General features: G+C 64.6%; 9 protein-coding genes and 2 tRNA genes. 4 read left to right on the top strand and 7 right to left on the bottom strand.

Features of this window, described 5'->3' with window-relative positions:
* Positions 1 to 233 precede the first annotated feature (233 nt).
* Both rlmB and rnr read right to left on the bottom strand, forming a co-directional pair.
* Entirely contained in the window at positions 234 to 986 is a 753-nt protein-coding gene (gene rlmB, locus KH389_RS02500; RefSeq protein ID WP_043863525.1) for a 23S rRNA (guanosine(2251)-2'-O)-methyltransferase RlmB, read from the bottom strand.
* Positions 983 to 3,622: a ribonuclease R gene (rnr, locus tag KH389_RS02495; protein WP_058541588.1), complete on the bottom strand. Its 2,640-nt coding sequence runs from the start codon at positions 3,620 to 3,622 to the stop codon at positions 983 to 985. The genes rlmB and rnr overlap by 4 nt, the downstream gene beginning before the upstream one ends.
* A 264-nt stretch (positions 3,623 to 3,886) precedes the next feature.
* Here rnr and KH389_RS02490 point away from each other — a divergent pair.
* From KH389_RS02490 to KH389_RS02475, 4 genes are all read left to right on the top strand, one after another.
* A tRNA-Leu gene (locus KH389_RS02490) sits at positions 3,887 to 3,973 on the top strand.
* A gap of 83 nt (positions 3,974 to 4,056) precedes the next feature.
* Positions 4,057 to 4,143: transfer RNA gene (locus tag KH389_RS02485), tRNA-Leu, on the top strand.
* Between the two features lie 222 nt (positions 4,144 to 4,365).
* Positions 4,366 to 5,379, top strand: a complete 1,014-nt coding sequence (locus KH389_RS02480; protein WP_043863527.1) for an extracellular solute-binding protein — start codon at positions 4,366 to 4,368, stop codon at positions 5,377 to 5,379.
* On the top strand, positions 5,379 to 6,944 hold the full coding sequence (locus KH389_RS02475; RefSeq protein WP_116052593.1) for an ABC transporter permease: 1,566 nt from the start codon (positions 5,379 to 5,381) through the stop codon (positions 6,942 to 6,944). The genes KH389_RS02480 and KH389_RS02475 overlap by 1 nt, the downstream gene beginning before the upstream one ends.
* A gap of 87 nt (positions 6,945 to 7,031) precedes the next feature.
* Here the strand turns inward: KH389_RS02475 and KH389_RS02470 are convergent, their stop codons facing one another.
* The 5 genes from KH389_RS02470 to hflK all read right to left on the bottom strand — a co-directional run bounded on the left by KH389_RS02470 (position 7,032) and on the right by hflK (position 14,011).
* Positions 7,032 to 8,966, bottom strand: coding sequence for a methyl-accepting chemotaxis protein (locus KH389_RS02470; protein WP_043863529.1), 1,935 nt, complete (start codon positions 8,964 to 8,966; stop codon positions 7,032 to 7,034).
* Positions 8,967 to 9,165: 199 nt separating this feature from the next.
* Positions 9,166 to 10,455 carry an adenylosuccinate synthase gene (locus KH389_RS02465; protein ID WP_043863530.1) on the bottom strand — a complete coding sequence of 430 codons (1,290 nt, stop codon included), beginning with the start codon at positions 10,453 to 10,455 and terminating at the stop codon, positions 9,166 to 9,168.
* Between the two features lie 54 nt (positions 10,456 to 10,509).
* A complete protein-coding gene (locus KH389_RS02460; RefSeq protein ID WP_043863531.1) occupies positions 10,510 to 11,697 on the bottom strand; it encodes an ATP phosphoribosyltransferase regulatory subunit in 1,188 nt (395 codons plus the stop codon).
* A gap of 278 nt (positions 11,698 to 11,975) precedes the next feature.
* Positions 11,976 to 12,845, bottom strand: coding sequence for a protease modulator HflC (gene hflC / locus KH389_RS02455; protein ID WP_043863532.1), 870 nt, complete (start codon positions 12,843 to 12,845; stop codon positions 11,976 to 11,978).
* Positions 12,845 to 14,011, bottom strand: coding sequence for an FtsH protease activity modulator HflK (gene hflK, locus KH389_RS02450; RefSeq protein ID WP_043863533.1), 1,167 nt, complete (start codon positions 14,009 to 14,011; stop codon positions 12,845 to 12,847). The genes hflC and hflK overlap by 1 nt, the downstream gene beginning before the upstream one ends.
* Positions 14,012 to 14,025 lie beyond the last annotated feature (14 nt).

The following is a 14,025-nucleotide window of genomic DNA, read 5'->3' as shown; positions in this document are numbered from 1 at the left end:
AAGGTGGTCAGACAAGGAGTGAATGACACTGTTTGTCTTGCCTTGTGCGGTGGGCGCATGCGCGCCTGCCAGCGGGGCAAGGGGCGCAATTGTAGAGAAGCGCCGGGGCGCACGCAAGGCAATTGGTGATTATTTGAACAGCTTTGAAAGCATCGCGGGCCAGGCCCGCCCCCACACAGGCCACCGAAAGCCCTGTGGGAGCGGGCTTGACCCGCGAAAGTGGCAACGCCTTATCAGGCCTTGCGCTTGGCCTGACGCTGACGCACCGCCTCGAACAGGCACACGCCCGTGGCCACCGACACGTTCAGGCTGCTGACGCTGCCGGCCATCGGCAGCTTCACCAGAAAATCGCAGTGCTCGCGGGTCAGGCGGCGCATGCCCTTGCCCTCGGCGCCCATGATCAGGATGGTCGGGCCGGTCAGGTCCTGCTGATACAGCTCCTGTTCGGCCTCCCCCGCCGTGCCCACCACCCACAGGCCGCGCTGCTGGAGCTTCTCCAGGGTACGCGCCAGGTTGGTCACGGCCACCAGCGGGATCACCTCGGCAGCGCCACACGCCACCTTGCGTACCGCCGGGGTCAGGGTCGCCGACTTGTCCTTGGGCACCACCACTGCCAGCGCACCGGCCGCATCGGCGGTGCGCAGGCAGGCGCCCAGGTTGTGCGGGTCGGTCACACCGTCCAGCACCAGAATCAGCGGCGCGCCTTCGGTGCGGTCCAGCAGCTCTTCGAGCATCGCCTCGCCCCACACCTGGCTCGGGCTGACCTCGGCGACCACGCCCTGGTGCACGCCCTCGACCCAGGCGTCCATCTCGCGGCGTTCAGCCTGGCCGACCGTCACTCGGTTCTGTGCGGCCAGCTCCAGCAGGGCCTGCACCCGCGGTTCGCTGCGGCTGTCGGCCAGCCAGATCTGCTTGACCCGCTTGGGGTGGTGGCGCAACAGGGCCTCCACCGCATGCACACCGTAGATCTTTTCCAGCTGACTCATGACTTGCCCTTGGGTTTACGTGAAGCGGAACCGGCTTTTGGCGGCCCCTTGCGGTGCTTGCTCGGTTTCTCCGAAGACGTCTTCGAGCCCTTGGCCGCAGGCTTGCCCACGGCGTTCTTGGCATCGGACAGCAACGCCTTCTTCATTTCCCGGCTCTTGCGCACTTCGGCGTTCTTGGCTGCGGCATCGGCCGGGAAATAGGCTTCGGAGGTTTCGTTCTTGCGGCTGCGGCGCGGCGGCTCGGCCGGCGCCGCTTCGACCTTGGCGGCCTTGGCCGGCGCGCTGTAGGGCTTGGCGGCACCATTGGACTTGGCCGGGGCAGCGCCCGTCTTGCCCTTGGCGGCAGGCTCGGCACCACGCTGCTTGCGACCGATCGGCGCATTCAGGGTGTTTTCGGCCATCTCGAAATCGATCTTGCGCTGTTCGAGGTCCACGCGCATCACGCGCACTTCGACCGTGTCGCCCAGGCGGAAGCTGCGACCGGTGCGCTCGCCCGCCAGGCGGTGGTGTACCGGGTCGAAGTGGTAGTAGTCACCCGGCAAGGCACTGACGTGCACCATGCCTTCGACGTAGATGTCGGTCAGCTCGATGAACAGGCCGAAACCGGTCACCGCGGTGATCACACCCGGGAAGCTTTCGCCCACGCGATCCTTCATGTACTCGCACTTGAGCCAGTTGGTCACGTCGCGGGTGGCTTCGTCGGCGCGTCGCTCGCTCATCGAGCACTGCTCGCCCAGCTGCTCCAGGGCCGCCTCGTCGTACGGGTAGATGCGCGCCTTGGGAATGCTCATCGCGCCGGCCCGCTTGACGTGCGGGGTTTCCTGGCGCGAACGGATCACGCTGCGGATGGCACGGTGGGTCAGCAGGTCGGGGTAACGCCGGATCGGCGAGGTGAAGTGGGTGTACGCCTCGTAGTTCAGGCCGAAGTGGCCGTTGTTGTCGGCGCTGTACACCGCCTGGCTCAGCGAGCGCAGCATCACGGTCTGGATCAGGTGGAAGTCCGGGCGACCGGCGATCTGCGACAGCAGCGCCTGGTAGTCCTTGGGCGACGGACCATCCTTGCCCTTGTGCAGCGAAAGCCCCAGCTCGCCGAGGAAGGCGCGCAGTTTTTCCAGGCGCTCCGGCGGCGGACCGTCGTGCACGCGGTACAACGCAGGGATCTCGTGCTTCTTGAGGAACTCGGCCGTCGCCACGTTGGCCGCGAGCATGCATTCTTCGATCAACTTGTGCGCATCGTTGCGCACGGTCGGGCGAATTTCCGCGATCTTGCGCTCGGCACCGAAGATGATGCGGGTTTCCTGGGTTTCGAAGTCGATCGCGCCACGGGTGTGACGGGCCGCCAGCAACACCTTGTACAGCGCATACAGCTGCTTGAGGTCCGGCACCACGTGGCTGTACTGCTCGCGCAGCGCCTTGCCTTCACGGGTACGGGCATGTTCGAGCATGCTACTGACCTTGTTGTAGGTCAGGCGCGCGTGGGAGTGGATGACCGCTTCGTAGAACTGGTAATCGACCATCTGGCCGGACTTGTTGATGGTCATTTCACAGACCATCGCCAGCCGGTCGACGTTCGGGTTCAGCGAGCACAGGCCGTTGGAAAGTTCCTCGGGCAGCATCGGGATCACCCGCTCGGGGAAGTACACCGAGTTGCCGCGCACCTGGGCTTCGTTGTCCAGGGCAGAGCCCAGGCGCACGTAGCTGGACACGTCGGCAATCGCCACGAACAGGCGCCAGCCACCGGAGAACAGGCGCAACTTGCCCAGGCTTTCGCAGTACACGGCATCGTCGAAGTCCCGTGCGTCTTCGCCGTCGATGGTGACGAACGGCAGGTGACGCAGGTCGATGCGGTGTTCCTTGTCCTTCTCTTCGACTTCAGGCTTGAGCTTGCGCGCTTCCTTGATGACCGCCTCGGGCCATACATGGGGAATGTCGTAGCTGCGCAGCGCCACGTCGATTTCCATGCCCGGCGCCATGTAGTTGCCGATCACTTCGACGATATCGCCCTGCGGCTGGAAGCGCTGGGTCGGCCAGTGGGTGATCTTCACCTCGACGAACTGGCCGACCTTGGCGCCGGCATTGCGGCCCGGGGTCACCAGCACTTCCTGCTGGACCTTGGGGTTGTCGGGGGTCACGAAGCCCACCCCGCCTTCCTCGAAGTAGCGCCCCACGATGCTTTCATGGGCACGGGAGATCACTTCGACCACCACGCCTTCACGCCGGCCGCGCCGGTCAAGCCCGGACACGCGCGCCAGCGCTCGGTCGCCATCGAACACCAGGCGCATCTGCGCCGGGCTCAGAAACAGGTCGTCGCTGCCATCGTCGGGGACGAGAAAGCCGAAACCGTCGCGGTGGCCCGAGATGCGACCCAGGATCAGGTCCAGCTTGTCTACCGGGGCATAGGTGCCGCGCCGGGTGTAGATCAGCTGGCCGTCGCGCTCCATGGCGCGCAGGCGGCGACGCAAGGCCTCGATCTGGTCCTCGGTCTGCAGGCCGAACTCTTCCACCAGTTGCTCGCGGGCGGCGGGAGAGCCGCGCTCGTCAAGGCGCTGGAGGATCAGCTCACGGCTAGGAATGGGGTTTTCGTATTTTTCCGCTTCACGAGCGGCCTCGGGATCGAGGGTCTGCCAATCGGCCATTAGTAGGGGTTCACCTTGTCTATATAGGGTTAGTTTGGCATAGCCGTATTGAAACCGGAAATCCGAGGCTTTGACAGCCCCGTCAGGGCCCTTGAGTGATGCCAAAACAGCCCAAGGAACAACGACTTGAAATTTTTGAGATTTTTTCTGAACGGGGCTTTACAGCCTTCGAGGGCATCCGTATAGTGCGCACCACAACGACGGACAGCGTCGTTATAGTTGAGAAGCGGCGCGATGTGAAGCATCATGAAGCCTCAACGATATGCCCAGATGGTGAAATTGGTAGACACGCCAGCTTCAGGTGCTGGTGACCTTACGGTCGTGGAAGTTCGAGTCTTCTTCTGGGCACCAATTTTCAAGTTTCAGATTAGCTTGCCTGTCTGGAATTTACGCAACACACGCTACACCGTTTCATGTTTCAATGCTTCAACTTTGCCCAGATGGTGAAATTGGTAGACACGCCAGCTTCAGGTGCTGGTGACCTTACGGTCGTGGAAGTTCGAGTCTTCTTCTGGGCACCATATTCTAGAGAAACCCGCGAAAGCGGGTTTTTTTATGCCTGCGATTCGAGCTCACCCCACTGCCGCCCATTCGGACGCTGCGTTGCCACCCCGCCCTGCCCAACAAATCAAGTGAGTTAACCGATAGTCAGCTCATGAATTTTTCCTCACGGGCGTACTTGAGAAACTATATCGTTTATCATTGTTTCAAGATTTGTAGCCCGCAAGCGAGGAACCACCCGCATGACGATCCGCATCAACCCGATTTTGCGCGGCCTGGCCGTTTCCGTGTTCAGCCTGGTGCTCGCAGCACCCGCCGCCATGGCCGCCGACCCTGTGACGCTGACCCTGTACAACGGCCAGCACAAGGAAATCGGCGAAGCCATCGCCAAGGCCTACGAGGCCAAGACCGGCATTCACATCAATATCCGCAAGGGCAGCAGCAACCAGCTGGCCAGCCAGATCGAGGAAGAAGGCGCACGCTCCCCGGCCGACGTCATCTATACCGAAGAATCGCCGCCGCTGAACAACCTGGGCGAGAAAGGCCTGCTGGCCAAGATCGACGATTCGACCCTGCAAGTGCTGCCCAAGGAATACGTGGCCAGCAACGGCACCTGGATGGGCGTGACCGCTCGCACCCGCGTGGTGGCCTTCAACCCCAAGGTGATCGACGAAAAAGACCTGCCCCAATCGGTGATGGACTTCGCCGACCCCGAGTGGGACGGCAAGGTCGGCTTCGTGCCCACCAGCGGCGCGTTCCAGGAACAGGCCGTGGCCATCCTCAAGCTGCACGGGCGTGAAGCGGCCGAAGAATGGCTGACCGGCCTCAAGGCCTTCGGCAAGACCTACACCAACAACATGGTTGCCCTCAAGGCCGTGGAAAACGGCGAAGTGGCTGCCGTACTGGTGAACAACTACTACTGGTACGCCCTCAAGAAAGAGCGCGGCCAGCTGGACTCCAAACTCTACTACCTGGCCGACGGCGACGTCGGTGGCCTGGTGACCATCTCCAGCGCCGCGGCGGTCAAGGCCAGCAAGCACCCCAAGGAAGCCCAGGCCCTGCTCGCCTGGATGGCCAGCGAAGAAGGCCAGCGCGTGATCACCCAGACCACCGCCGAGTATCCGCTGCACAAGGGCATGGTCTCGGACCAGGGCCTGAAGCCGTTCGAAGACCTGCGCCCGCCGAAGATCACCCCGGCCGACCTGGGCAATGCCGAGGAAGCCCTGGAACTTGAGCGCGAGGTCGGCCTGCTCTGATGGAAGCCGTGCTGCCTGCGCCGTCTGTGGCGCATTATGTTCCGCGCCGCAAGCGCCCCTCGATCTGGGTGGTGCTGCCGGTGCTGCTGCTGGTGGGCCTGAGCCTGCTGCCGTTGCTGTACGTGGGCCTCAAGGCCTGGCAGGCCGGCTGGCGCGAGGCGTTGTACCTGCTGTGGCGGCCCTTCGTCTGGGGCCTGATGAAGAACACCCTGCTGCTGATGGCCGGGGTGACCGTGGCCTGCGCCGTGGTCGGCCTGGCCCTGGCCTGGCTGCTGGAGCGCAGCGACCTGCGCGGGCGGCGCTTGTGGGGCGTGATCCTGTGCCTGCCGTTTGCCGTGCCGGCGTTCGTCAGCGGCTTCACCTGGGTCTCGCTGAGCCCGCGCTTCGAGGGGCTGGGCGGGGCGATCCTGGTGATGGCGCTGTCCAAGTATCCACTGGTGTTCCTGCCGGTGGCCGCGACCCTGCGCAACCTCGATACCTCGCTTGAAGAATCGGCCCGCACCCTGGGCTACAACCGCTGGGGTGTGTTCCGCCGGGTCACCCTGCCGCTGCTGTGGCCGTCGATCCTGGGCGGCAGCCTGCTGATTGCCTTGCACATGCTGGTGGAATTCGGCGCGCTGTCGATCCTGGGCCTGCAGACCTTCACCACCGCGATCTACCAGCAGTTCGAGCTGGAGTTCAGCAACGCCAATGCGGCGATGCTCTCGGCGGTGCTGCTGTTCATGTGCCTGTTGCTGCTGTGGTTCGAGCTGCGGGTACGCGGCAAGGCGCGGCACGTGCGCATCGGCCAGGGCGTGGCACGCCGCGCCAGGCCGATCCGCCTGGGTGGCTGGAGCGTACTGGGGCAGTTGAGCTGCCTGCTGCTGGCAGTGCTGGGCAGCGGCATCCCGCTGGGCATGCTGGGCTACTGGCTGAGCGTGGGATCGTCGGCGGCCTTCCCGGTGGCCGACATCAGCCGGGCGCTGTTCTCGTCGCTGTCGCTGGCACTGGGTGGCGCGGGGGTGAGCCTGCTGCTGGCGTTACCGGTGAGCTTTCTGGTGGTGCGCTACAAGGGCCGCCTGGCGATCTGGGCCGAGCGCCTGCCCTACTTGCTGCACGCGCTGCCGGGGCTGGTGATTGCGCTGACCCTGGTGTATTTCGCCCTGCACTATGTGCCGGCGCTGTACCAGACCACCGGCCTGCTGTTGCTGGCCTATGCGCTGCTGTTCTTGCCGCTGGCGCAGGCGCCGGTGCGTACCGCGCTGACCAAGGCCGCACCACAGCTGGAAGAGGCGGCGCGCACCCTGGGCGCGACGCCGTTCAAGGCGTTCTGCAAGGTGACCCTGCCGATCATCTTCCCGGCCCTGGCGGCAGCGTTTGCGCTGGTGTTCCTGGATGCGATGAAGGAGCTGACCGCCACCCTGCTGCTCAGCCCCACCGGCATGACCACGCTCGCGACCGAAGTGTGGGCGCATACCGCCAACGTCGAATTCGCGGCGGCGGCGCCCTATGCGGCGCTGTTGATTGTGGTGTCGGGGTTGCCGGTGTACCTGCTGACGACGCGGATGTACCTGAACCGCGCCTGAAAGGCATCGCGGGTCAAGCCCGCTCCCACAAGGATCGATGAGGCCCTTGTGGGAGCGGGCTTGACCCGCGATACAAACGACACTATCTCAGGCCCTGAACTGCCCCAGGCTGGCCTTCAACTGCGCCGCCAGGTCATCCAGCACCTTGCTGCTGGCCGTGGTCTGCATCACCACCTGCGCTGCACGCTCGGCCTGGGCATGAATCGTCTCGACCCGCCCACGCACCGCCTGCGCCCCCTGCGCCTGCTGCTCGGCCGCCCGGGTGGCCAGGCCGATCGCCGCATGCACCTGCTCCACCGACACCTGCACCGACTGCTGCAGGCGCGCGTTGTCCTTGAGCACGGTCAAGCCTTCGCTGGCCTGACGCCCGGCCTGGCTGATGGCTGCCACCGCCTCCCGCGCGCCCTGCTGCAAGGCACCGATGTGCGCCTGGATATCGCCGGTCGAGCTCTGGGTCTTGCTCGCCAGCGCCCGCACTTCGTCGGCCACCACGGCAAACCCGCGCCCGGTCTCGCCAGCCCGCGCCGCCTCGATGGCGGCATTGAGCGCCAGCAGGTTGGTCTGCTCGGCAATCCCGTGGATCACCTCCAGCACCACCTCGATCTGCTGGCTCTGCTCGGCCAGCCGCTCGATCACCTTGGAGCCCGCCCCCACCTGCCCGGCCAACGCTTCGATCAGCTTGGCCACCTGGGCCGAGGTACGGCTGTTCTCGTCGGTGGCCTGGCGAATGTCCACCACCTGCTGCAACGCTGCCTGCATGGCCTGGCTCTCGGCCTGGGCTTCATCGGCCATGCTCGACAGGGCACGCAGGCTCTCGGCCACTTCATCGCGCTGCGAAGCGGCCGCCGCATCGGCGCCCGCGTTGTTCTGCGCCATGGTGCCGATCTCGACCCCGGTGCGCTGCGCCACCTCGCCCGCTTCGCGCACGATGGGCTGCAGCTTGTCGACGAACTGGTTGACCGCCGCAGCCATGTCGCCGATCTCGTCTCGGCTGTCGATCGGTACGCGCTTGGTCAGGTCGCCGTCGCCGGCCGCCAGGTCGTTGAGCGCGGCAATCAGCAGGCGCAGCTTGCTCAGCACGCGCCGGCCGAGTACCACGGCCACCACCAGCAATACGCCGAAGCCCACCGCCACCAGCCCCAGGCCGATGTTCCAGCGCAGGGTCGCCGCCGCTTGCTGCACGGTCTGCGAGGTGTTGGCCTGCATCGCCGCGGCACTGGCCTGGGCCGCCTGCAGGCGGGCGCTCAGGGCCTTGTTGCTGTCGGCCGCAGCGCCTACCAGGCTGTCGCCGACCAACTGGTCGCCGCTGGCGATCAGCGCCGAGAAGCGCGCGTCCAGCGCCTTGAGCTCGTTGTCGACCGACGCCGTGGAGACGCCCATCACCACCTTGCCGATCTCGGTGCCGTTGGGGTTGATCGAGGCTTCGATCATGTACACCGCCGGGTCGTTGCGCGCCGCATCCAGCACCTTGTCGAGCGCCCGTTCGCCCTGGCCCTTTTCCATCAGGGCCTGGTTGATCGGGTTCTGCCGGTTCAGGTAGCGGGTCAGGTGCTGGCCCTGGGCATCGTCGTAGACCACGAAGAGCACGTTGGCATTGCGCTGGGCGCGCCGGGAAAACTCCGACAGTGCCGGTATGTCGTCATCCCAGATGGCCCGTGGCGCAACCGATGCCAGCAGTTCGGCCATGTGATTGGCCGACTCCTTGAGGCTTTTTTCGAGGGTGACGCGCAGTTGCGCCTGCTCCTCCTGAAGGCGTGCGGATAGCCCGGCGGACAAACGCTGGCGGGTACTGGCCGAAAGGCTGTCCAGGCCCGAGCTGAGCTCACGCCCGGCTTGTTCCAGTTCACCCGACAGTTTCTGGCTGTCTGCACCCAGGCGATTACCCAGATCGGCCTCCAGCGCAGTCACCGTGCTCCGCGTCAGCGCGACCGCAACCAGCACCTGCACCAAAAGAGCGATACCCAACGCAACAAAGACAGGCCGCAACAGGCGGCTTCGTAACAATGAGAGAACGGCCGACACAAAAGAACCCTCCGTATCGCGGGGCCATTATAGTGATGGCACCTTATAGGACGATTCTTACAGCAAAGGCCGTGCCGGGCAGCAGGCATACCGGTCAAATTCATAGCCAGGGCTGACCTTTATGACCCTTTCACCAACTGGCCAAAAAAAACGCCGCTGACCCGGAGGGACAGCGGCGTTCTTTACTGCCTACAGCGAATCAGGCAAACGGATGGCGCAGCACGATGGTCTCGTTGCGGTCCGGGCCGGTGGAGACGATGTCGATCGGCGCACCGATCAGCTCTTCCACACGCTTGATGTAGGCACGGGCGTTGGCCGGCAGTTCTTCCAGGGTCTTGGCGCCCACGGTCGACTCGCTCCAGCCCGGCACTTCTTCGTACACAGGCTGCAGGCCCACGTAGCTGTCGGCGTCGGTAGGGGCAACGTCCTTGCCCGCTGCGTCCTTGTAGCCGACGCAGATGTTGATGGTTTCCAGGCCATCGAGCACGTCCAGCTTGGTCAGGCAGATGCCCGAGATGCTGTTCACGTCGATGGCGCGACGCAGGATGACGGCGTCGAACCAGCCGCAACGACGGGCACGGCCGGTGGTTGCGCCAAATTCGTGGCCCTGCTTGGCCAGGTGCGCACCAACGTCGTCAAACAGCTCGGTCGGGAACGGGCCCGAACCCACGCGGGTGGTGTAGGCCTTGGTGATGCCCAGGATGTAGTCCAGGAACATCGGACCAACGCCCGAACCGGTCGCAACGCCACCGGCGGTGGTGTTGGAGCTGGTCACGTAGGGGTAGGTACCGTGGTCGATGTCCAGCAGCGAACCCTGGGCACCTTCGAACATGATGTCCTTGCCGGCGCGACGCAGGTCGTGCAGCTCGGCAGTCACGTCCAGCATCAGCGGCTTGAGCAGTTCGGCGTATTCCTTGCACTCGGCCAGGGTCTTTTCGAACTCGATGGCCGGCTCTTTGTAGTAACCCACCAGCATGAAGTTGTGGTAGTCCACCAGCTCGCGCAGCTTGTCTTCGAAGCGTGGCATGTTGAGCAGGTCGCCCACACGCAGGCCACGACGCGCAACCTTGTCTTCGTAGGCCGGGCCGATGCCGCGACCGGTGGTGCCGATCTTCAGCTCGCCACGGGCCTTTTCGCGGGCCTGGTCCAGGGCCACGTGGAAGGACAGGATCAGCGGGCAGGACGGGCTGATGCGCAGGCGCTCGCGCACCGGCACGCCCTTCTCTTCCAGCTTGGTGATCTCGCGCAGCAGGGCGTCGGGAGCAACCACCACACCGTTGCCGATCAGGCACTGCACGCCTTCGCGCAGCACGCCCGAGGGGATCAGGTGCAGCACGGTCTTCTCACCGTCGATCACCAGGGTGTGGCCGGCGTTGTGGCCACCCTGGTAGCGCACTACGGCGGCAGCATGTTCGGTCAGCAGATCGACGATCTTGCCTTTGCCCTCATCACCCCACTGGGTGCCCAGGACTACGACATTCTTACCCATAACACTTGTCCTCATTCGCGCAAACTTGGCGCCGGCTCGTGCCGGCGTGGAATCTCAAATGGCCAGCGGCAGAACCTGCCAAAGCCCGTTTTGCTGAATCAATTGCCGATCGCAATCCGCCTCGACGGCGGCGGTCAGCGGCTGCCCAGGCAAGGCCTGAACCACCCGCTGGCCCTCACTGCGCAATTGGCAGACCAACTGCCAAAGTGCTGCATCGCTGCTGTCGGGCATCCAGATCCCGCCAGACGGCAACACCACCTCGGCTCGCCCCAGTGTGACCAGGGTCTTCAAATCCGTGGAGAAACCGGTAGCCGGGCGTGCCCGGCCAAAGTCCGCTCCGATGTCGTCATAGCGACCGCCCTGGGCGATCGACTGGCCGACGCCTGGCACGAAGGCGGCAAACACCACACCGGTGTGGTAGTGGTAGCCGCGCAACTCGCCCAGGTCGAAATACAGCGGCAGCTCGGGGTAACGCGTGGCGAGGCGCTCAGCGATCGCCATCAGGTCATCCAGCGCCGCCAGCACCGCGGCCGGGGCACGGCCCAGGCGCACACGTGCCTGCTCGAGCACTTCGCGCCCACCGCACAGCTCGGTCAGCGAACGCAGCATGCCGGCCAGGTCAGCCGGCAGCGTGGCGGTCAGCTCGATCACTTCGTCGATGGCCTTGCGCTGCAGGGCGTCGAACAACTGCTGCTCGACCGCGCCCGACAGGCCGGCCGCACGGGCCAGGCCGCGGTAGATACCGACATGCCCGAGGTCCATGTGCACATCCGGCACGTCGGCCAGTTGCAGCATGGCCAGCATCAGGCTGATGACCTCGACGTCGCTGACCGGGCTGGCATCGCCGTACAGCTCGGCGCCCAGCTGAATCGGGCTGCGCGAGGTCGACAGGGCACGTGGCAAGGCGTGCAGCACGCTGCCGGCATAGCACAGGCGGCTCGGCCCTTCACGGCGCAGGGTGTGCGCGTCGATGCGCGCCACCTGTGGCGTGATGTCGGCCCGAAAGCCCATCTGCCGCCCGGATTGCGGGTCGATGACCTTGAAGGTGCGCAGATCCAGGTCCTGGCCGGCACCGGTGAGCAGCGATTCCAGGTACTCGATATGCGGGGTCACGACAAACTCGTAACCCCAGCTCTGGAACAGGTCCAACACCTGACGACGCGCGATCTCGATGCGCGCCGCCTCAGGTGGCAGTACTTCTTCGATGCCATCTGGCAGCAGCCAGCGGTCTACCGTTGCCATTACGCCATTTCCCCTATGGTCCGGGCGGCCTGCCCGCGGGCGAGCCTTGAGTGAAGCAGCTATCGGCACACAATGACGGGCAGCGCTGATTCCAGCGAAACCGCAGTGCCGATACCCTCGTAAAACCTGAAGTGCGCCACAAGCCCGGGCCCGATAAAGGCCAATCGATCTTGCAGACGCAAAAAAGCCGGGAATTTCCCGGCTGCCGCATCATACACCCGTTTTCTCGCGGGAGGCACCCCGCCCGACGTTTTAGCCGCCGGGCGGGGTGTGCATGCTTACGGTTTGGTCTTGCCCATGAAGCGGAAGAACTCGCTGCTCGGGTCCAGCACCAGCACGTCGCTCTTGTCGGCGAAGCTCTCGCGGTAGGCCTTCAGGCTGCGATAGAACGCGTAGAACTCCTGGTCCTGGCCATAGGCCTTGGCGTAGATGGCTGCTGCCTGGGCATCACCATCACCACGGGTTTCTTCCGACTCGCGATAGGCTTCGGCCAGCAACACGCGGCGTTGACGATCGGCGTCGGCACGGATGCCTTCGGCCAGCTCGTTACCCTTGGCGCGGTGCTCGCGAGCTTCACGCTCACGCTCGGTGCTCATGCGTTCGAACACGCTGCGGTTCACTTCCTTGGGCAGGTCGATGGCCTTGACGCGAACGTCGACCACTTCGATGCCCAGCTCCTTGCTGGCCATGCGGTTCAGCGAAGCGGTGATGTCAGCCATCAGCGCGTCACGTTCACCGGATACCACCTCATGCAGGGTGCGCTTGCCGAACTGGTCGCGCAGGCCGCTTTCCAGACGGCGCGACAGACGTTCGTCGGCGATCTGCTTGAGGCCCGAAGTCGCGGTGTAGAAACGCTCGGCGTCCTGCACGCGCCACTTGGCGTAGGCATCGACCATCACCGCTTTCTTCTCCAGGGTCAGGAACCGCTGGGTCGGTGCGTCAAGGGTCATCAGCCGCGCGTCGAACTTGCGCACCTGGTTGACGTAGGGAACCTTCACATGCAGGCCAGGCTGCACATCGGCCTGTACCACACGGCCGAATTGCAGCAGCACGGCGCGTTCGGTCTGGGCCACGATGTAGAAGCTGTTCCAGGCGACGATCGCCAGCACCACGGCGACGATCACGGCGATCAGGGATTTATTGCTCATCAGCGGCTCTCCCTGGAGCGCGTCTCGCGCTGTTGCTGTTGCAGGTCTGCGGCGGCACGGTTGGCGGCGTCATTGGCCGACGGCGTGACGCTGGTGACCGGGGTGCTGCCACTGCGGCGGCTGTCGATCATCTTGTCCAGCGGCAGGTAGAGCAGGTTGCTCTGACCGTCCTTGCCGGATACCAGGACCTTGCTGGTGTTGCTATACACTTCCTGCATGGTGTCCAGGTACAGACGCTGACGGGTCACCTCTGGAGCCTTGCGGTACTCGGCCACCAGCTTGGTGAAGCGGTCGGCCTCACCCTTGGCACGCGAGACCACTTCATCGCGGTAGCCGTTGGCATCCTCGATGATGCGCTGCGCCTGACCACGGGCTTCCGGCACCACGCCGTTGGCGTAGGACTCGGCCTGGTTGCGCGCACGCTGCTCGTCTTCACGGGCACGGATCACGTCGTCGAAGGCTTCCTGCACTTCACGCGGGGCTGCCGCGCTCTGCACGTTGACCTGGGTCACGGTGATACCGGTGCGGTAGGTGTCGAGGAAGCGTTGCAGACGCTCCTTGATTTCCACGGCCATCTGCTCACGACCTTCGGTCAGCACCTTGTCCATCGAGGTGGAACCCACCACGTGGCGCAGGGCACTGTCGGTCGCGTGCTGCAGGCTGACTTCAGGCTGATCGACGTTCAGCACGAAATCCTGCAGGTTGGTGATCTTGTACTGCACGGTCAGCGGCACTTCGACGATGTTCTCGTCTTCGGTCAGCATCTGGCCCTGCTTGGTATAAGCACGCTCGCGGGTGACGTTCTCCATGTACTTGCGATCGATCGGCGGGAAGTAGATGTTCAGGCCCGGCCCTACGGTTTCGTAGTATTTGCCGAAGCGCAGCACCACGGCCTGCTCCTGTTCGTCCACCACGTACACGGCGCTGTACAGCCATATGGCCGCCAGTACGGCCAGGCCGATACCCAGCAGACCGAAACCGGCACCCTTGCCGGAGCCGCTGTCGCCGCCCCGTTTCTTGCCACTGCCGAACATGCCGTTCAGGCTATCCTGCAGCTTGCGGAAGGCCTCGTCGAGATCCGGTGGTCCCTTCTTGTCGCCGCCACCACGGCGCCCACCCCAAGGATCCTGATTGTTCGAGTTGCCACCCGGCTCATTCCAAGCCATAGCGCTCTCCATCT

Origin of the sequence: Pseudomonas qingdaonensis (assembly GCF_018398475.1) — a bacterium.
Classification (GTDB): Bacteria; Pseudomonadota; Gammaproteobacteria; order Pseudomonadales; family Pseudomonadaceae; genus Aquipseudomonas; species Aquipseudomonas palmensis.
The sequence above is the reverse complement of the archived record's forward strand: the minus strand, read 5'-3'. Positions and strand labels throughout refer to the sequence as shown.